We start from the raw sequence: 19,648 nt of genomic DNA, 5'->3' as shown, positions 1-19,648 counted from the left end.
CCGAGAGACGGTTTACCATTAGTAAGGTTAGAATGGATATGATAATGGTTGTAATGTAAAATCTCCTGCCCATAGTAACTCCTTAAGTGAACAGTAAATGGTGACCTTTAACTGTGCAGAGAAACCTCAGAGTTTCTCCTGGTACATAAAGAGTGTTCCGAAAATCTCTTCTGCTAACTGTTGAAATTCTGCATCAATAGGATTGGTCTTCCCAAAGCAAACCTGGTAACCGGGATCCTCGCATTCGCCTGGTTTCCCGCGTTCATCTGCGGAACCCATCCAGACCTTTCTTGCAGAACGCATCCCATCCTCTCGGTTTTTCCCCCTTTTGAAGATCTGCCAGGCATACGCCCAGGAGGTCTCAGGGAAAAATTTGAGAGGATTTGACAATCCATCCCAGTACTTATGCATGAGAACTTCAAGTGTTTCTTTATATTTTTCCACCGGTGCATACTCCCATGCCCCATCCTGTCCCAGGAGGATACTTCGCAGGGGATATTCCCGGGGCGCCATACTGCTCAGAACTAAGTGATGGATCCATATCCTCAGGTGATCTCTGACATTTAACTTTCCATAGCGCCAGTGGATCAACCCGTCAGCAAAGATGGAGTCTATCTGTCCCCTCAGCTTGAATCTGGCAATATTCAGATTGACATCGAGAGGGCAAAGCCTGCCTCCCGCAAGGTATCGTTGTACCCTGTTGACAAATTCACGTACCCCCTCGGTCAGGCTGTTGTAGCGGTATTCGCCAACTTTACCGTGGGGAAGTTGTCCTGATGCCCTAATGATGGGGAATAAGTCCCCTCCCCTCATTGCACTTTCGGAAAGCCCTTTTTCCACAAGGATTTGTTCAAGGGTGTATTTTTCGAGGCCCTTTACATCAAAAGATTCCCGTTCCTCGAGGAGGGTCGAGTACTCCTCCTCAAGGCTCATTTGCAAACGTCTTTTCAGGAAAAATCTGACCGGGTTTCTGAAGAAGTTGACTAAATTAACCACCTCAACGGTCTTCCATTCTTCAGAGGGTTCAGAAAGCTTTGTGGTGATGAATTTTGTTGTTTCCTCACGTGGTTCCAGGCAGCAGCGGGCTGCCCTGAAGTTCTCATCGGAATAGCTGAACAGTTTGTCATTCCCTCTGAAATATTCCGGGTTGAAGGCCTGGAGGCGATGCATCGTTACCAGATAGTCCGAAATCTTCTCCCCGGGCAGTGCAAAGCCCTGTTCAATGTAATCGAGAAGTTCACTTATTAGGACGGACGGCGGGATGAGGCTGTTGTCTTCAATACTCTGTCCGATGTAACTTACCACTAACCTCTTTCTGGCGGAGAGAATCGCTTCGAGGAAGAGGTAACGGTCGTCCATTCGTCGTGACCGATCCCCTGGTCTGGGATATCTTGCCATTAAATCAAATCCGAGGGCCTTTGACCGTCGTGGATAATCTTCGTTATTCATCCCGAGAAGGTAGATTATCTTGAAGGGTATGCTCCGCATGGGAAGCATGGTGCAGAATTGGACGCCACCGGTCATGAAACCAAAGCCAAAACCCTCTTTTTCCACATGATTTCTCAGGTGCGACTTGATGACTTCCACTCCCACCACCTCATCGAAACCAGACACCACCTGTTGATCCGCGAGATTCCGGATGGCCCCCCGTAGCACCTGCATTTCTCTTTCTGTCGTTTCATCGGTGAGGAAGAAGCTGTTGAGGAGGCCGGTAAGGGTTTGCGACCATTCGTCGAGGGTACGCGAGCGGCCGAGTGAGGTGACATGATAAAAGAGCTGATCCGTATATGCGATGAACTTTCCCAGAACAAGGGTCTCACTCCCCTCAATATGATCGTAAGGGAGGATTCCGTTGAACAGATGCTCGTTCTTTCCGGGCATGGCATAGCCGAGGAGGAGCCGATTTAGACCGGCTCTCCATGTGTTTTCCGAAAACTCAGGGAGTCCCATCTGACGGCGGTTTTCCCCGTCAAGACCCCACCGTATCCTGATTTCTGCTACCCAGCGCCGTATCAGTTCCAGATCCTCTTCCGCTAGGCCGAATTTTTCCCGTACCGACGATATTTCAAGAACTGAAAGGACTTGCGATGCCCCGAAGCGGCTCCCGTAGAGATCAAGGATTTCGAGAAAAGCGTCAATTATCGTGCTTTCTCTTCTGGTACTCCTGTCAGCAATGCTGAAGGGTATCCGCCGGGATTCGCCTCTCATCGAAGGGACCTCCCCGGGCATGTCGAAGACCGCCTGGATAAAGGGGGCATACGTCTCAATATCCGGCGCCATGACGAGGATATCTCCGGGTAGCAGTTGTTGGTCCTCCTCAAACATCGCGAGGAGGTTGTCGTAGAGCGCCTCGACCTCACGCATGGGACTGTGACAGGAGTGTATCTGTATTGATCTGTCGTTTGGGGCGATAGTAGTTTTATTGTCTCCCTCCTGGCCCCTGTCCCGGAGGTTTAGAATATCGGACTGGATGGAGGTAAGAATGTTCTCCTCCCCCGGTTCCCAAAAGAGGTCTTCTTCCTCGGCATGGAAGTCTAAGATGAAGGCAAAAAACCCCCGGCCCATCGTTCCCAGGGAGGCCAGGAGGCTATTTCCCTTTTCGAGGTATAACTCTTCCGGGAAAAATTTTTCCTGCCCCTTCCCGGCTCTGCCCCTTTCTAATCTCCTGACCATCTCCCGGTCTGATCGGATATACCCCCAGAACTCACGGGAAGGGTTTATGAGGAAGAGGTTGACCTCAATGTGCCGGGATATTTCCTCAAATATCTCTAGGTGAAAATAGGGCAGAAATGATATGCCGAAGAGAGAAATCCGCTGAGGAAGATTCGTTATTGTCGTGGATGATTCCTGAATCTTCTGGAGGAAGGACTCTCTGTGTGCCGCAGGGTGAGAGACTTCTTTGGGACTTACCAGCTCTCGCCAGAGTTCAGCCTGCCAGCGCTCATCGTTTTTTCCAATCTTTCCCTTTTCCCATTCAATTATCATCTCCGGACGAAAGATCAGATACTGATCAAAGACAGCAGCAATCCGCTCTGCAAGCTGGAATCGCTTCAGATTTGTCCCGTCACCTTCGAGATAATTCTTGAGGTTTTCAAAACCCTGCTTCGTGATACAGGAGGGGAGGAGCTTCATCACTTTCCATCTCATAATCTCGGGTACAAAGGACGAATCCTCCCGAAATTCCGGAATGACGGCGCTAAAGATTTCATTCACCGCTGTTCTGGGAAAGGGAAATCTGTAATTCGCACAGACACCATGATGCCGGGCAAGTTCCAGGGAAATCCAGCGCTCCATTCCTTTGCTCTGAACCACAATCACTTCTTTCTCAAAGGGAGATGAAAGGGGTATCCTGAGAGTCTCAGCCAGTTTTTCCGCCAGCATCTCCAGGCGGTTGCTGATAAAAAGTCTTAAACCCGCCATTGGCATTTCCATCTTTTCATATCGAGACCTTTGAAAATTGACTTCACAAGGGCTCAAAATCTTTTGACGATTATGCATCATTTAGTTTCGCTGTTAGGGCAAAACTCAGGCTTCGCCTTCAAACAGTTGCCCTGGCGGGCGCTTCGCTGCGATGGCAGAGCCCCCCTCCCCGAAAAAATCTTTGATTCGCCCTTCACGAAGCCAATTTTCAGTTTTTAAAGGTCTCATATCGTATAAAAGCATTAATTGGTGGTAATGGGGGAACATTTTTTATATATATAGCCGTTACGGAAACATTCGTCAATGAAACAGTCATGAGGGGAGGAATTTCTCGCCATGAGACAAATGCTGTAATATATTTATTATGGCTGTGCAACTACTCAGGAGTCAGAAGCCAGAAGTCAGAATCCAGGAGCCAGAAGAAAATTATTTCCATGATGACTGATGTTCTGTTTCAGAAGATCGGCGGTTCACCGGAGGGATATGTAGCATCTCTCCGTGTTCTTCTCGGTCAATTAAAACCACCTTTTGCCAGAGGAGATAGGGTAGGGATCAAACTGCACTGGGGGGAGCGGGGGAATCGGAGTTTCCTGCCGCCGGTCTATGCCAGGGAAATTGTGCGCTGGCTTCGGAAACAGGGAACGAAGCCCTTTGTTTTTGACACGACGGTTCTCTATTCAGGTGGGCGACGTACAGGGAAAGATGCATTAAAAACGGCAGAAGAACATGGCTATACGGAAGAATATTTCGGCTGCCCTGTTCTGATTGCCGATGGCATGGATGGCAGGGACGTGGTGGATATAACGGCGGGATTCAAGCATTTTGAAACAGTCCAGGTCGCTTCGCTCGTGGAAAAGATTGATGGATTTGTGATCTTTTCTCACTTCAAGGGGCATCTGGCAGCCGGTTTTGGAGGCGCCGTCAAGAATATTTCCATGGGCTTTGCATCACGCGCCCAGAAACAGCGGATGCACTCAGACGTCCATCCCGTTCTTATGCGGGACAAATGCGTCCGGTGTGGAGTCTGCTACGATTCCTGTCCTGCCGGCGCGGCACAGCTGGCCGATGACGGGTACCCGACCTATGATCTTAAAAAATGTATCGGCTGTGCTCAGTGTATCGCCCTCTGTCCTGAAGTTGCACTCAAAATCTTATGGGATACTGATGATACGGTTTTTCAGGAGAAACTGGTTGAGACAGCGGCGGCAGTATGGAAACTCATCAAGGACAAGAGTGCCCTCATCAGCGCCCTGCTCAACATAACCGCGGACTGTGACTGTCTCAGCGGAGAAAATCCTGTGATATTTCCGGATGTAGGTTTTGTCGGGGGGTACCACCCGGTGACTGTTGATGCGGAATCGCTAAGACTTGTAGGAGCGGAAGTCTTTAATAAAGCCCATCCGCATATCCCCTGGCAAAGGCAGTTCGATTACGCCAGGGAAACCGGCTTCTTTGCCAGAGGCGGATAAAGTACTCTATCAACTATCAGCGGTCAGCTATCAGCTTTCGGCTCCTTCCTGACCGCTGACCGCTGATAGTTGACCGCTAAACGCTTACTCTCATTTTAAGGCGATAGGACTTTACCCGCATGATAGGGTGGTAGGACTGTTTAGCCTGGGCAAGACCGGCAATTCCCATATCGCTTTCCTTGTTAAGGTATTCATATCCTGTAAAAAGTTGTCTGGCACATTCACGGTCCAGGAACTGATAGAGTCCTTTGATGTGGGAAAATGCCTTCTCAAAGATCAGGACACCTGTGTTATCATTCAGATGGGTACATATACCGAAGGCGCTTACGATACCATCAATACGGATGAGAAGCCCATCCACTTCGAGGACTTCTATGTTGTTTAACATATTGATCGCCGCCTTTTTTTCACAGGCCAAATTCTCCTCCTCATCGCTGCTGTCACAGGGGTAATCTTCACACCATTTTTCGAGGAAATCGAGACAATTCCCGATATTGGACGAAGAAATTTTTCCCATCTCTACCCTGCCGGTTTCAAGGTACTCCCTTGTGAACTGGTGGATGAGATTTCTCTTCTTCGCGTACTGCCGGCCTTTGAGCTGGACAAGGTCTCTTGTAAGAAATACGTAATCTTCATATTCCGTCTGCTCAATCATTTCGAAGTATGATTCAACCTCGGGACGGCCATGATATTCCATGTAGTCTTCCGGTATAAACCAGTATTCTGTAAATCCTAATTGGCGGGCAAGGTTATGGAGATCCCCTGGTGAAAACTCCCGACCAGGGGAGATGGGAAGGATCAGATGGCGATTCTCGGGGCGTTTGGCTGATTCGGTGCAGAAGATGAGGGTGTTATCTTCAATAGCATAAAACGGCTGACATATATCGTTATTCCATACGATGATGGAAGGAAGGGAATAAGCGGCCAGTTTGTTAGTCTGTCCTTTAACAAATCGTTTCAGGTTATGATAATCGAAGGGTTCTAAAGGTTTCAATTTTGTGGTCATTTTTTTAAGAGCATGGGAGTTGCATCCGGCATCTGGTTAAATCCAAGGCGGTGATAAAAATCAAACGAACCTTTCTCTGCAATCAGGCCTATCCATCGCAGGCCGTCTGCATGCAGACGTGTGACTATCTTTTTCAGGATATTTGTGCCTATTCCCTGACCTCTGCGGGAGCGATGAACGGTTATGTCCTGAATATAGGCATCGCTTGCCCTGTCGCTGATGGCCCTGCCCATGCCGATAATTTCACCTCCTTCCATGGCCACAAGGAAGCAATGGCTGCCTGCGGTGATACGTGCAACCAGGTCATGGTCGTCGGTATCCTTCGACCACCACCCCTCCATGCGGTACATAGCGGTAATCTGCCTGATCTGATCTGGACTCGGGTCTACGATAAATGTATAAGTTACCATACTGCCCATTTGACAGTGATGCTAAGATCTGTCCATGCTAACATCTGTCCATTATGAAAGCCCCTTTTTGTTCCTCTCTGGGTTACATGGTGAGGGTAATTCTGAGCTATTATCCTTGCTATCCTGAGTGTGGATTAATTTTATTAAAACCCTCAGAAAATGTCAAGCCAAAATAGGGTCGTCCCTGCAATCTCCATATTTTCCTTGACAATTATTTCATCTCTAATATAAAAAACTGTCATTTAATGAACCTCCCCGCAGCAAGCTGCGGGGTATCTCAAGGTACACTGCATTCCTCATAACGAAGCTTGCTTCGGAGAATTAGACCCTGAGAGATTAAAACTTTGAAAGTTAAATGGGGGGAAGATAATGACGGATGTTTTTTTCAGCTCGTGGGGGGGAGAAATTGTAGATAACAGGGGTAAGGAACCTGAGAACTATGAAGAAATTAAAGGGATTTCACTACCCTCGCAATTTGCAGGGAAGGAAGACATTCGGGCATTGATTGGCTGGTACGGCATTATATTGAGATCCCGGGACGTGAATATTGTTGACCTGTGCAAGGCGTACATAACAGCGGTGCAGAGTGAATCCTGCGGTAAATGTTTTACCTGTCGTGTCGGCACCATGGTCCTGGCAGATACCCTGACAAAGATCTGTAAGGGAAACGGCGAGGATGGGGATATTGATGCCCTTGTCCGGGTCGCGGAAGTTATTCGGGAAGGTTCAAAATGTAACCTGGGACAAACCGGAACAGTTCCCCTTTTAGATGCGGTAAAATTATTTGCTGAAGATTTTAAGAGGGCAATACGGGACAAGAATCCCATTCCAGAAGGCAGCTATCACTATAAACTTACCGCCCCCTGCATGGATGCCTGTCCTATCCATTTGGATATCCCTCGCTATGTAGAATGTATAAAGGAAGGAAAATTCGAGGAGTCACTGAACACTATTGTGGAGAAGCTCCCCCTTCCCGGCGTGGTGGGGAGAGTTTGTGTAAGACCATGTGAGACGCATTGTCGTCGAACGATTCTGGATGAACCGATCTCCATAAAACATCTCAAGCGCTTTGTGGCGGACGATAACTTGGAAAAGAAGAAAAAGTTGTCGTTTAAACAAACACCGTCGGAGAAAACGGGTAAAGTTGCCATTATTGGGGCGGGACCTGCGGGACTGACCTGTGCCTATCATTTGGCGCTCAGGGGGCATGCGGTCACGATTTATGAGAGATTTGGGGAACCAGGCGGGATGGCGGCAATGGGTATTCCTGATTATCGTCTCCCGAGGGATATCCTCGGCTTAGAGGCGGAACAGATTCAAAAGATGGGTGTTACCATAAAATACAATACAGTGGTGGGAAAGGACATTAAATTTTCTGAGATAGAAAAGGAAAGTGATGCAATATTCATCGGTATCGGGGCGCAAGCCGGTACTGCCATGGGAGTGGAGGGAGAGGATAAGGGATACAGGGGATTCATTCCCGGTATTCAGTATCTTCAGGAAATTAACATGGGGATTGATCCTTACCCGGAGGGGAAAAAGGTGGTTGTGGTAGGCGGTGGGAATGTGGCCATAGACTGTGTGCGCTCTTCGTTCCGCATCGGGAAAGACGACGTCAATCTTGTTTATCGAAGAACGAAGAGAGAAATGCCGGCAGATCATGTGGAGATCAAAGATGCCGAGGAGGAAAACGTAAAATTTCATTATTTGACCAATCCTAAAAAGATGCTCACCAGAGAGGGAAAGGTAATCGGTGTCGAGTGTATCCGCATGGAGTTGGGTGAACCGGACGAAAGCGGGCGGAGACGCCCCGTTCCTGTGGAGGGATCAGAATTCATGATAGATTGTGATATTCTGGTTCCCGCGATAGGGCAAGCTATTGATCTTACCTTTCTGGAAGGTAAAGATGACGTAAAAACAACGAGAAAAGGCACACTGGTGGCAGATGAGTTTACCATGCAGACAAGCAATCCCAGGATATTTTCTGCCGGTGACTGTGTAACCGGTCCTTCCGCACTTGTCAGTGCCTGTGCAGGCGGGAGAAGAGCAGCGGCTAATATAGACCGTTTTATAAATGGTAAGGAATTAGAGACTACTGATGACGATTATTTTGACAGGCTCCTGGCGGAGGTCAAAGTTTTCGATCCCACGGAGGAGATAGGATTTTTAGGGGGAAGAAAGAGATTACACCTCCCGATGCTTCCCCCGGAAGAGAGAAAGCAAACATTTGCCGAAGTAGAAAAAGGATACCATTTTCTCGAAGCAAGAGCCGAGGCAGATCGTTGCCTGAGATGTTACCGGGTGGGGATGGTAGCAGTTTAACACAAAAAATCTGTAGGGAATGATATATGACAAAAATTGTCAATGGTGGAGAAGGTAGAATATCCGCACCAGGTGAGGATGTGAGCCCGATACGCAAAATGCTTTGACTTTAAATTCTTTTATGGTATCATACTAAATATCAAATATAATATTAGAAAGGATGTGATTTATAATGTCTCTAAGTATTTCCGAAGACATAAAATCGGTTTCGGACCTGAAAAAAAAGACGAATGAAATTTTTAGACAAATGCACCATACTGGCCGCCCCATTATTGTTACTGTCAATGGCAAGCCTGATGCTGTTTTACTGGACGTAGAGGTTTTTGAGAAAAAGTTAAAATCGTTGAATCTTGGTATGCTGTTGGCTGAAGCAGAAGCCGATCTGAAGGAGGGTCGAGTCCGAGAAGCACGGGACTTTTTGAAAGAGTTTAAAGATAGTGCAAAAATATCGGGTTGAGATTACTGCAATTGCTGAATCGGACATACAGGAGATTTTCCAATACATCGCATCTGACAACAAGGCTGCGGCAGCTAAATTAGTTAAGGAAATAGAACGTCAAATTGATTCATTAGAACAATTTCCTTTGCGGTGTCCGGTTATCCCTGAATCACGGGAATTAGGAAAAGAATATCGGCATATTATCTATGGCAATTACAGAACTATCTTTAGAATTGACGGGTTAAGGGTAGTTATTATGCGAGTCATTTACGGCGCTCGGTTGTTGAGTTTAAAAATATTTGAAAAATAGACGGAAATGGTATGAGCCCAACTTCAGATAACAACGGCACAAACGGAGGACTCGGAACCATTGGCGTCGTCTGTGCCGCACACGTTAGGTAAAATTAATTGCCTTAAAAAAGAAGAAAGGGGAAAGACTTAATAGTGCTCACTTTCCTATTATCTTTTTGATTGTAGCAGGAGTGTTTTTATATCGTTTTGTCAAAAAAAAATCTTAATATAAAAGAGGGGTAAAGATGGTTAATCTAACCATTGATGAAAGGGAGATTACAGTAAAGGAAGGTACTACAATCCTGAATGCGGCAAAACTGGCAGGGATCAAGATTCCGACCCTTTGTTATCATAAACGATTAAACCCCATAGGCTCATGCAGGATGTGCGTGGTAGAAATCGAGGGATTGCCTCATCCCATGACGGCATGCACGACGCCTGTTGTAGAAGGCATCAAGGTGGTCACAAATTCCGAACGTCTGCAACAGATGAGAAGGGAGACCCTCAAATTGATGCTGGTCAACCACCCCCTTGACTGTCCCGTCTGTGACAAGGGTGGAGAATGCTCGCTCCAGGATCTGGTATATGAGTTTGAGATAGAGACCGCAGACTACCAGGCGGAGAAAAAGGTGCGGGAGGCGATTTATGCCACCCCTCTCATCCGCTACTGGCCGGACAGGTGTATCATGTGTCTGCGCTGCGTCGCCGCCTGCCGGGATATAAAGGCGTTAGGAGCTATTGATATTGTCGGCTCAGGCTATGAAGCAGGTATATCTCCGATAAATAAGGAGAAGTGTGAGTCCTGTGGTGAATGTATCAAGGTTTGTCCCACCGGGGCCTTGACGGAAAATCTGAGCCGGTACAAGGGGCGCACCTGGATGGTAAATCGTGTGAAGACCACATGTGCCTACTGTGGATGCGGTTGTCAGCTTGAACTTAATGTGATGAATAACAAGATTATCGGTATCACGACAAAAGATGGTGACGGAATAAATAAGGGTAGTTTATGTGTCAAGGGGCGTTTCGGGTATGAATTCATCGGGAGCGAGGAGCGTCTTACAAAGCCTCTTATTAAACGGGAGGGGAAATTTCACGAGACTACCTGGGACGAGGCATTGGATCTGGTTGCAGAAAGATTGAGTAAGATTAAAGCCGCGAATGGAGGGGATGCAATTGCCGGTCTCTCTTCCGCCCGGTGTACCAATGAAGAGAACTATCTCATGCAGAAGTTCCTCCGGGCGGTTATCGGAACAAACAACATAGACCACTGTGCCCGGCTTTGACACTCCTCTACGGTGGCAGGTCTTGCCGCATCATTTGGCAGTGGGGCGATGACAAATCCCATCGCCGATGTCCTGAAATCGGAGGTCATATTAGTAACGGGAAGCAATACCACGGAATGTCACCCGATCTTTGCCAACTACATAAAAGAGGCGGTTCTAAGAAAAGGGGCAAAGTTAATCGTTGTAGATCCAAGAAAGATAGATTTAGTTGACTATGCAGATATCTGGCTCAGACAGAAACCGGGTACCGATATTGCCTGGATCAACGGGTTTATGCATATTATTATTAAAGAGAATTTGCAGGCATCTGAATATATAAAGGAGAGAACAGAAGGTTTTGACGAGTTCAAGGCCGCTGTCGAAAAATATACCCCCCAGTATGTTTCCGATATTACAGGTATACCAGCTTCAGATTTAATGGAGGCAGCCCGCACATACGGGAAGGCAAAACCGGCGTCAATCTTGTATACGATGGGCATTACCCAGCATATAACGGGGACGGACACTGTCAAATCCCTGGCAAATCTGGCCATGCTCTGCGGCAATGTCGGCGTTGAAGGGGGAGGGGTCAATCCCCTCCGGGGACAGAACAATGTTCAGGGGGCATGTGACCTTGGCGCCCTGCCCAATGTTTTTACAAGCTATCAACCGGTTAGCAGTGAGGAAGCGAGGGAAAAGTTTGAAAAGGCATGGGGTGTGAATAATCTCCCCCGCGCACCAGGACTTACAGTTACCGAGATGTTTAGCGCTGCCGAAGAGGGGAAGGTAAAGGCGATATATATCATGGGTGAGAACCCGCTCCTGTCTGACCCGGATATGAATCATATAGAACATTGCCTAAAATCGCTGGAGTTTCTCGTGGTCCAGGATATATTTCTCACAGAGACGGCGAAATACGCCGATGTTGTCCTTCCTGCCGCATCCTTCGCCGAGAAGGAAGGGACCTTCACAAATTCTGAAAGAAGGGTCCAGCGTGTAAGGAAGGTTATCTCTCCACCGGGGGAGGCGAGAGAAGACTACCGGATAATCTCTGAGTTGTCCGGAAGGATGGGGTACCCGATGGGTTATAAATGTCCAGAGGATATAATGGACGAGATCCGCAGGGTAACTCCGAGCTATGCCGGTATAACTTACCGGCGTGTTGAAGGGGATGGTATTTTCTGGCCCTGTCCCGATGAAGACCATCCGGGAACACCGATCCTCCATACAGAAAAATTTGTGAGGGGGAAAGGGCTATTCTTTGCCATTGATTACAAACCACCCGCTGAACTGCCGGATAAGGAGTACCCATTCTTGCTTACCACAGGAAGGGTATTGCAGCATTACCATACCGGCACAATGACCCGTAAAGGGAGAGGACTCAATATGCTTTATCCTGAGCTTCTCGCGGAGATAAACACGGATGATGCCGTGCATCTGGGTATCGGCTCCGGTGAGTTTGTCCGTATCGCATCCCGCCGCGGGGATATCAAAGTAAAGTCCTTGATAAGTGAACGACCAGGCAGGGGGGTTATCTTTGTTCCCTTTCATTTCAGTGAATCGCCGGCAAACATGCTCACGATAAATGCCCTTGACCCGGTGGCGAAGATTCCCGAGTACAAGGTGTGTGCAGTTAAGGTGGAAAAGGCGTGAAGACATGCATATCAGGAGTCAGGAGTCAGAAGTCAGGGGTCAGAATGAAAATAATTTTCTTCTGACTTCTGACTTCTGACTCCTAAGTATACTATAGGTCATAAAGAGTTTCGTTAACACGTGGCTCTGGTCGTTTCTTCCCCTTTCTTGTCCTGGCCTCCAGGAGAAAAGGTTCTTCCTCTCCCAGTAAATCTCCCATTTCCTCTTCGATCTTCTCAGGGTCTTCCCCCCTTTCCATACGGGAGAGGGCATCCTCCATTCCCGGCCCCAGATTAAGACCCGTGGCGTCAGAGAGTTTCCTGAGCAGCATGGCTGCCTGACGGGGGTCGCCTTCGACGATTTTCTCTGCCTCACCGGCCAGCATGGCCATTGCTCTTTCCATCTTCGCTTCGTCAATGGGGGGAAGGTCATCGCTTACCTCATCTTTTTTTCCTGAAACCCTGGCAAATACAGACATCTGGCGTTTTAAGCTGACTGCTCTGCATTTCGGACAGTGGGGGACCTTTTGGGTGTTGACGGACCTGGAGAAAAAGTTGTAAACTGTGTTGCATTTTTTACAGTAAAATTCATAGATTGGCATTGCCTGACCTCGCTAAAAAATTCAATCTTCCCTTTCTCTTGTCAGAAGGGGTAATTGCAAAAGTCTAATTCTGGTAGCCGCAGGCTTTAGCCTGCGTTTTGTAACATATTGAAAACAAAGAGAACACGCAAACTAAAGTTTGCGGCTACATTTTAATTTCAAGACTTTTGTAATTACCCCAGAATATTATCAATTTTCTCAAGAACCTCCTCAACTGTGTTAACGGCGGTAAAATCGGAATCTGACGGAACTGCAAAAGAAGGGCAATGGAGTCCGATCACCGGCGTTCCGGCTCGTAAGGCAAGAGCGATTTCCGATAGGGTGCCTGCACCACCGCTTAAGGCTACTAAGATATGAGGTGTCTTTGCATTGATTACATTTCTGGCATCATTCATCCCCGTATAGATGGCGATGTCAACAAATTCGTTCGGGTACTCATGAAGAGGGGTGCTTCTCTCATTGGGAAGGATACCGAGAACGAGGCCACCGGCCCGGTAGGCTCCTTCAGAAACTGCCTTCATTAAACCGGGCCCTCCGCCTGTAAGCAAAACATAACCCCGCCTGGCAATGGCTTCTCCGAGATGCCGGGCTTCGTTCACAACAGCATTGTCATCTTCATGACTTCCCATTACCCCGATAATAAATGGTTTTCTGGAAACTAAAATTTTTGGCATAGGGCTTTCCTTTTCTATGGTCTTAATCTGTAATAATCATGGTACCGGTTTCTTCGAAATTTTCGCAGGGAACAGACGGCAAATTGTCCCTATTTCGCTTTGATTCCGATGAAAAGATAAGTAATGCCCATAGTAAGGGAGCATGTCTTTACCTTTGTGAGACCGGTTTCCTCCATGAGTACGGAAAAATTATCCGGCGTGGGGAAATTCATAATGGAGTCAGCTAAGTAATAGTAGGCAGCAGGGTTTGAGGAAAATAACCGCGCAAGCGAGGGAAGTATTTTACGGAGGTAAATACGGTAAACACAACGTAACAGTGTATGGCGGGGGAGTATCATTTCCAGTACCATTACCTGACCGCCGGGTACCACGACCCTGGTCATTTCCCTGAGTGCTTGCATCTTGTCTGGAATATTCCTGATGCCAAAAACAATTCCGGCGACATCAAAACTGCACGCAACAAAAGGGAGGCTGAGGGCGTCACCTTTAATAAACCGGATATTTTGAGAGAGGTGTCTTTTTTCAACCTTCCGGCATGCCTGGCCGATCATCTCCTTTACAAAGTCAAGCCCTGTCACGTGGATGTGCGGATAGAGGGAGGCGGCAGCGATAGCAAGATCACCGGTTCCACACGCCACATCAAGGAAACGACTGGTCTCAAAGAAGCGCATCTGCTTTACGGTAAAACGACGCCATGCGATATCGCGCCGAAGGCTTAAGAAATGATTGAGGAAGTCGTATTTACCGGTAACGGTACTGAAGATATCCTTAACCATGACTATATGTTCGTCTTCCGTTGCTTCCGATACTGAAGGATATGTTCTTTTCATTCACCTGTACTCCGTAATACGCTCCCGAATATCCTGCATCATTTGATAAGATGTTCTCTAATTATGGCCAGAAGCCATCTGGAAGTAGTCGGGCGATCACGGGCGTAGCCCGCGCCCGACAAGCAAAATGCGGCATAGCGGCATTTTGCTTGTCATTTTTGGCACAAGAGAAGCCCCATAGGGTTTGGACGTTAGCCTTTTGTGTCATGTTATCTGCCGTTGCGGGCAATCAATAAATAGAACCGTCCCCTTTTCACCATTTTCAGTTTTTCCTAATTTAGTCACCTCTCCCAGTTTTCAATGAATCCCCTGAATTCTTCATCCGATAAATGGCTTTCCTGGAGGGCTTTTGCTAGTTCAGCCTTCTTTAAACTGTCAGGGTTAGTACTTCTGAGTATCTTGCTGATTTGTTCAATATCTCTGTTGGAAAGTTGAAAGAGATAAAACCTTGCGAAATTTCTACCGAATCTAACCGTTTTGCTTTGTTTCAGTACATTCACGAGGGTGTCATAATACTGAACGGTCTGTTTGTCGGTCCAGCGATTTCTAAATTCCGGCGACGTCCGGAGACCATATAAAACGCCGTTAATTGTGATTTGATAATTTTTCATTTCTACACTATACAGCGGTTTTATATATCTTCCATAGGCAATGACCGCCCCACTGTTTATCGTCTCTGATTTTGATGTCATGTACCATTGAATCGGCAGCTCTTCCATCTTGTCTGTAATTAAGAATCTTTTAAGCCCCTCTTTGCATTCCATAGCCTTTTTGTCATAAAAATGTCCGATATAAATACCGTACTGCGTGGGATAGATTCTGGTAGTCCTCGGCGACAGTGGCACTTCACCGCTCAATATTACAGGGATGTTTTTCAGCATCTCCTGTTTTTCATGATAGGCTGCCTCGTCATATTTTTTCACAAGGTCTTTATCGTAATCAATCAGGATAAAGTAGTTGGCACATTTGGTTATTTCGGGATTGGATGTTCTGGCACGCATATCTTCCATAACAAAAGCCTTAAGCCTGATTTCTCTATTTTTTGGGTTCTCGGGATTTTTATTTATAATCTCGCTTAATTCCCCGACCGTGTATACCTTATCCTCGGAATCCTTTACCTTTTGTGCACTGACTTTAATAAAGCGGAAAGACCTTAGTATCTGCGCATAAATCTGCTTATGCCTCTTTAACTCTCGATCACTGGGATTGTTTCCTGTAAAATCGATGGAATAGATGTATCCCCTATAAAGTGCGACAATGTTAATCCCCTCGTGGTCAAATCCAAAGATAGAGAGCCTTTTTGCGGGCTTCCCATTTAGCCTTACCGCCGATATTTTCTGTATTAAACTTCCACCTGAAATGTCCGTTGGTTCGTTCTTCCCAATCCATTGCGCAAGGCTTACGTTTTCAGGATTTGATATAACTGCTATCTGAAATTCCCCCTGCCAACTACCATAGTCTTTCTCCAGAAAGGTTACCTTCTGCATCTCATTATCAAATAGGACATCTCCAGCCCAACCGGTTTTGACCCATGGTTTTGCCTCTACTACTTCCCAGCCTTCAGGATATTTTATTTCATAGCCGCATTTTTCATTTTTATAGGTCTGCCATTTATGTCTCTTAATTGATGGAGAGGTTTTTTTCTGGTAATTATTGTCTTCCTTATGCTCTATCTGAACAGAGGGCATGGGGAAGACGCCCTGAACTTCCCTGTCCTCTGAAGATAGGGCAATTTTGGGCCCGCTGCTCCAGAGACCAATAGCAAACGCAACAGCCATTACCACAATACCCGTTCCCAATTTACGAAGAAGATATACAACAATACTCAAAAGTGAATAAAGGGAACGGTTCTGTTTTTCTTTCATTTTTCCCTCATTTAACCACAATTTCCTGCCCCTCGTTCAAGGCTAAAAGAAGTGTGAAGCATTTGGATGTCAATCTTTTAGCCTGTGTTAGCTGCCGTTGTTTTGCGATTCGATTGATGACCGTCCCTATGTCTATCTGCCTCGGACATTCAGTTGGGTCTTAGCCTATCGGGTAAAGAGACTATTCTGGGTCGCCAGGCACAACCTTTTTAGTGTTACAATCTCTTGGATGCTTTGGGCATTGCCATACCTTACCTCTCCCTCGTTGAACTATTCGGTAACTGGTTCGACCGTCAACTTGACACAAAGGAGCTTTCCGAAAAGGTGGTCGTTCATCTATATCTCTCAGATAACCTTCACAGTTAGGATTTGTACACCCAACTTTCATTGCTTGATGATCCCACATACCGTGTTGCTGACGTTGATTAACAACTTGGGTCGGATGGCCGCATATCGGGCAGGAACGAGAAGCTCCGTCCTCATGGACTGCTGCCTGACGGATATGTTTTGCCTGCATGAGATTCAGACAAATCTCTGCGTATTCAGGGGCAAGTAGCCTGTGAATTTCCTCAGAGCGACCGCGGTTGCTCGACCAATTCATACTGCCAGTATACACAATACGTTCGTCGATTATCACATCCTTCCCGTGAACTCCACTTGCTGTTACAACAACAGCGCCGCGGCTTCGAAGGTGCTTGATAACCCCTTCGACATATCCTCTGTTATGAACCTCAGTCAAGGGTGGTGTCACAATCGTTACCTTTACACCTCGGGCAAGTGCTGCAGCGAATAGTGGCTCGATTCTTGGCCAGCGATATTCGCCGAAATAGGGTGCCAAGGCAAAAATGGAGTCTGATGCGGCATTGAGATCCATTGAGAAGCGCGGGAAGAATGACTCCTCATCGAGGTGTTCGAATGCATACCCTCTCTCAATCGGCGGGACGTTCCATCCTGTTTCATGAACGAAACGATCAAATATGCGTTGAAATGCTTCAAGTTTAACTAATTGGACTGCCGAAATTAGGTCTGCGTGGTCTTTTAAGAACTCCCACAATTGGCCGAGACCGCTCGCAGGCATGGCATGCTTGTTCAGCCACTCGGAGGAACCGATAAGGACAAATTTGTTTTTTGCCCGAGTAACAGCGACATTTAGAAGTCGTTTTACATCGTTCACGAGATTTATATCTCTCGGGGTGCAAAGGCGGGCAGCCCAATATGGCTCATCTAATACTGAATCGAAGATGATTAGGTCGGCTTGCCCACCTTGGAATGTGTGGACTGTGCCTGCGACGACCCATTGTTCCAATCCCATGTCTTTTACAAGTTTTGAGAGAAGCCGACGTTGCGCGGCAAACGGTGTGACGATGCCAATTGGTGGTGGTTCAGGTGGCTTTGGTAATTTTGCCGCAGCCAATGCCGCAACTTCAACTGCGACAGTTGCGGAGTAGAAGTTGAAGCGGCTGAGACTTCCGGGTTGCTTTCCAGACCAACAGTGCAAATCAGCGGTGTCAACAATGAGAAGAGGTTTTAATGGAAGAAAATCCAGCCACTGTGGCGTAGGCCGGTTCTTGACTTTGTCATGATCATCTAACACCAGGCCAGCTTGTCTGTAGACTAAATGACGGGCAACCTCAGCAATGTCCGGAACCATTCGCCGCTGAACTTCAAGCTTCGTCAGAACGGGACAATTCTCGGCGGGCTTCAAATCTCGCGCAACCCCGGCGTGGTAGAAGGTATCTCTGCCAAGGCGTACATTACTAACTTCGGTGTCACTTCGAACGATTGGGGGAAGTTGAAGGAAGTCGCCAACAAGGATTACACGAGAGGTCGCACGCCCTGCCGCAAGAAAGATCAATGGCGGGAGAGCCATAGAGATTTCGTCTACAATCACTGCGTTGAAAACTTGTCCGTCAAGTTCTTTTCCAGTGTAAGCCTTTGTCAGCGTACAGAAAATGGCACGAGCTTCGGCAATGGTCTTCTGTTCAAGTTGGGAAATCTCATCTTGAAGAGAGCGGATTCTCTCTTCAAGTGGATTCAGTTCGACTGCGAGGGTTGACAGTTCCCCTTCAATAATCGGTCGCGGCAAAAGCTTTTCACATACAACTTGCTGACTGAGCAATGCAGATTCGATCTCTTTAGCCAATCGCACTTTTTTCTCAACCTCGTTTTGCAACAGTGTACGGTCCGTCTCAGCCTTTTGAAGTTGACTTTCCGCATCACGTAACGCTCGAGTAGCACGTTCGACTTTCATCGTTCTGCGAAACCAAGCACGTTGTGCTCGTTCAAGCTCTGCACGTCGTTGGTTTAGGAGTTCTTTATATACGCTGAGTGCTGACTCGGACTGGAGTATCTGCGTTTCGAGTTGCTTAATGGTCTCTCTTGATGAGTTCAAACGTGTTGTAAACTCGGAAAGCATATCCCACTCGGAAATCTGTGCTTGATACATGGCACGTCTATCAGCAAGCGGCTTAGCTTTGGCTTCCAGCCGAGCGATTTCCGAGAATAGGCTCCGTGCCCTACAGTCCACTACTTTATCGAGTCTTACACTATCAGGAATTTTTCGGTCGGGAGTTAGCCCAATACGAAGCACCTTGCCAGCAGTTACGGTAGGATGAGCTGCAAGTGGGCCAGCTTTGTTCGTCTCAGATTTGACCGCCTCATAAAGGGATTGGTCAACCGCCGCATGTGTGTGACTAGAGACGAGAACCCTCTCTCCAGCCTCAATGAGCGCTGTGACGAGATAGGCAATTGTGTAAGTTTTGCCCGTTCCCGGCGGGCCCCAGATGAAAGTCACGGATGAACCGCAGGCTTGCTCAACTATGCGTCGATTCTGCCCTGATAGCTTGACGAGTGAAGTTGAACTGGGCAATGTGGCAAAACGTACGCTTGCGTGTTGAGGATGAAAGACCGTTGTTGCTAGTGAACCAATACTGGACGGTCTCGCCGATTGAGATTCAAGCACCTCAGCAAGGCGTCGTAGTAATGCCGTATCGTCAATAACGAGCATAGCCCGATGGATTCCAGGTGGTAGCGGTGTACCTTCTATGCAGACGTCAATTCGGTTCAGCTGTTGTCCGGTTACCGCTGCTGCGTACTCCTCACTTGCAGTCTTGAGTTTGCCTGTAGAGTCCTCTGGTATTCGAGTACCATCTGCGATGATAAAATGATAGATAGCTTTGGTAGCACTCACAACCTGGATGAGTTTGCCCGAAAGAAGCTCATAGCTTTGAGCGTTACCGTTTTTCTCAAGTGCAGACACTTCACTACGCACGCCTTCGGCAAACCAGGATGCGAGACCTGCGGCATCCCTCGGAAGTGAATTATTGTTGTGTGTCATTCTGTTTGGTTCGTTTTCCAAAGTCAGTTTGATACGCTGCAAGCAAAACAATGGCGCCCGATAAGCAAAATGCAGCTACGCTGCATTTTG

At 47.3% G+C, this 19,648-nt stretch carries 13 protein-coding genes; 5 read left to right on the top strand and 8 right to left on the bottom strand.

From position 1 onward, the window contains the following. Window positions 1–126: 126 nt before the first annotated feature. Complete coding sequence (gene recC, locus QMD03_03865) at window positions 127–3,420, bottom strand: exodeoxyribonuclease V subunit gamma (GenBank protein ID MDI6776368.1); 3,294 nt, start codon at window positions 3,418–3,420, stop codon at window positions 127–129. A 434-nt stretch (window positions 3,421–3,854) separates the two neighbouring features. Between recC and QMD03_03860 the strand changes: the two genes are divergently transcribed. Next, complete coding sequence (locus tag QMD03_03860) at window positions 3,855–4,889, top strand: DUF362 domain-containing protein (GenBank protein ID MDI6776367.1); 1,035 nt, start codon at window positions 3,855–3,857, stop codon at window positions 4,887–4,889. Window positions 4,890–4,965: 76 nt separating this feature from the next. On the opposite strand, the gene QMD03_03855 is transcribed toward QMD03_03860, so the two are convergent. Continuing rightward, complete coding sequence (locus tag QMD03_03855; protein MDI6776366.1) at window positions 4,966–5,883, bottom strand: phosphatidylglycerol lysyltransferase domain-containing protein; 918 nt, start codon at window positions 5,881–5,883, stop codon at window positions 4,966–4,968. An 8-nt stretch (window positions 5,884–5,891) separates the two neighbouring features. After that, complete coding sequence (locus tag QMD03_03850; GenBank protein ID MDI6776365.1) at window positions 5,892–6,305, bottom strand: GNAT family N-acetyltransferase; 414 nt, start codon at window positions 6,303–6,305, stop codon at window positions 5,892–5,894. 369 nt (window positions 6,306–6,674) lie between these two features. Between QMD03_03850 and QMD03_03845 the strand changes: the two genes are divergently transcribed. From QMD03_03845 to fdhF, 4 genes are all read left to right on the top strand, one after another. Beyond that, window positions 6,675–8,627, top strand: a complete 1,953-nt coding sequence (locus tag QMD03_03845; GenBank protein MDI6776364.1) for an FAD-dependent oxidoreductase — start codon at window positions 6,675–6,677, stop codon at window positions 8,625–8,627. Window positions 8,628–8,799: 172 nt separating this feature from the next. Beyond that, window positions 8,800–9,084 (top strand): type II toxin-antitoxin system Phd/YefM family antitoxin, encoded by a 285-nt coding sequence (locus tag QMD03_03840; protein MDI6776363.1) that lies wholly within the window; start codon window positions 8,800–8,802, stop codon window positions 9,082–9,084. Then, window positions 9,065–9,376 carry a type II toxin-antitoxin system RelE/ParE family toxin gene (locus QMD03_03835; GenBank protein MDI6776362.1) on the top strand — a complete coding sequence of 104 codons (312 nt, stop codon included), beginning with the start codon at window positions 9,065–9,067 and terminating at the stop codon, window positions 9,374–9,376. Before QMD03_03840 ends, QMD03_03835 begins: the two co-directional genes overlap by 20 nt. Before the next feature lie 226 nt (window positions 9,377–9,602). Further along, window positions 9,603–12,272 carry a formate dehydrogenase subunit alpha gene (fdhF, locus tag QMD03_03830; GenBank protein MDI6776361.1) on the top strand — a complete coding sequence of 890 codons (2,670 nt, stop codon included), beginning with the start codon at window positions 9,603–9,605 and terminating at the stop codon, window positions 12,270–12,272. Window positions 12,273–12,363: 91 nt separating this feature from the next. On the opposite strand, the gene QMD03_03825 is transcribed toward fdhF, so the two are convergent. From QMD03_03825 to QMD03_03805, 5 genes are all read right to left on the bottom strand, one after another. Beyond that, window positions 12,364–12,852 (bottom strand): zinc ribbon domain-containing protein, encoded by a 489-nt coding sequence (locus QMD03_03825; protein ID MDI6776360.1) that lies wholly within the window; start codon window positions 12,850–12,852, stop codon window positions 12,364–12,366. A 173-nt stretch (window positions 12,853–13,025) separates the two neighbouring features. Continuing rightward, complete coding sequence (locus tag QMD03_03820; protein ID MDI6776359.1) at window positions 13,026–13,526, bottom strand: LOG family protein; 501 nt, start codon at window positions 13,524–13,526, stop codon at window positions 13,026–13,028. A gap of 89 nt (window positions 13,527–13,615) precedes the next feature. Then, a complete protein-coding gene (locus QMD03_03815) occupies window positions 13,616–14,356 on the bottom strand; it encodes a ubiquinone/menaquinone biosynthesis methyltransferase (GenBank protein ID MDI6776358.1) in 741 nt (246 codons plus the stop codon). 281 nt (window positions 14,357–14,637) lie between these two features. Further along, the gene (locus tag QMD03_03810) at window positions 14,638–16,221 is read right to left on the bottom strand and encodes a hypothetical protein (GenBank protein ID MDI6776357.1); all 1,584 of its coding nucleotides are present in this window, start codon (window positions 16,219–16,221) and stop codon (window positions 14,638–14,640) included. A 181-nt stretch (window positions 16,222–16,402) separates the two neighbouring features. Continuing rightward, window positions 16,403–19,579 (bottom strand): AAA domain-containing protein, encoded by a 3,177-nt coding sequence (locus QMD03_03805; GenBank protein ID MDI6776356.1) that lies wholly within the window; start codon window positions 19,577–19,579, stop codon window positions 16,403–16,405. Window positions 19,580–19,648 lie beyond the last annotated feature (69 nt).

This window comes from Syntrophales bacterium, from assembly GCA_030018935.1.
Taxonomy (GTDB): Bacteria; Desulfobacterota; Syntrophia; order Syntrophales; family CG2-30-49-12; genus CG2-30-49-12.
This window is presented reverse-complemented; position numbering and strand designations above follow the sequence as displayed.

Bases quoted from the DNA above. Each gene is read 5' to 3' on its own strand.
- recC (MDI6776368.1), bottom strand. From the start codon at position 3,420: ATGGCGGGTTTAAGACTTTTTATCAGCAACCGCCTGGAGATGCTGGCG.
- QMD03_03860 (MDI6776367.1), top strand. From the start codon at position 3,855: ATGATGACTGATGTTCTGTTTCAGAAGATCGGCGGTTCACCGGAGGGA.
- QMD03_03850 (MDI6776365.1), bottom strand. From the start codon at position 6,305: ATGGTAACTTATACATTTATCGTAGACCCGAGTCCAGATCAGATCAGG.
- QMD03_03845 (MDI6776364.1), top strand. From the start codon at position 6,675: ATGACGGATGTTTTTTTCAGCTCGTGGGGGGGAGAAATTGTAGATAAC.
- QMD03_03840 (MDI6776363.1), top strand. From the start codon at position 8,800: ATGTCTCTAAGTATTTCCGAAGACATAAAATCGGTTTCGGACCTGAAA.
- QMD03_03825 (MDI6776360.1), bottom strand. From the start codon at position 12,852: ATGCCAATCTATGAATTTTACTGTAAAAAATGCAACACAGTTTACAAC.
- QMD03_03820 (MDI6776359.1), bottom strand. From the start codon at position 13,526: ATGCCAAAAATTTTAGTTTCCAGAAAACCATTTATTATCGGGGTAATG.
- QMD03_03815 (MDI6776358.1), bottom strand. From the start codon at position 14,356: ATGAAAAGAACATATCCTTCAGTATCGGAAGCAACGGAAGACGAACAT.
- QMD03_03810 (MDI6776357.1), bottom strand. From the start codon at position 16,221: ATGAAAGAAAAACAGAACCGTTCCCTTTATTCACTTTTGAGTATTGTT.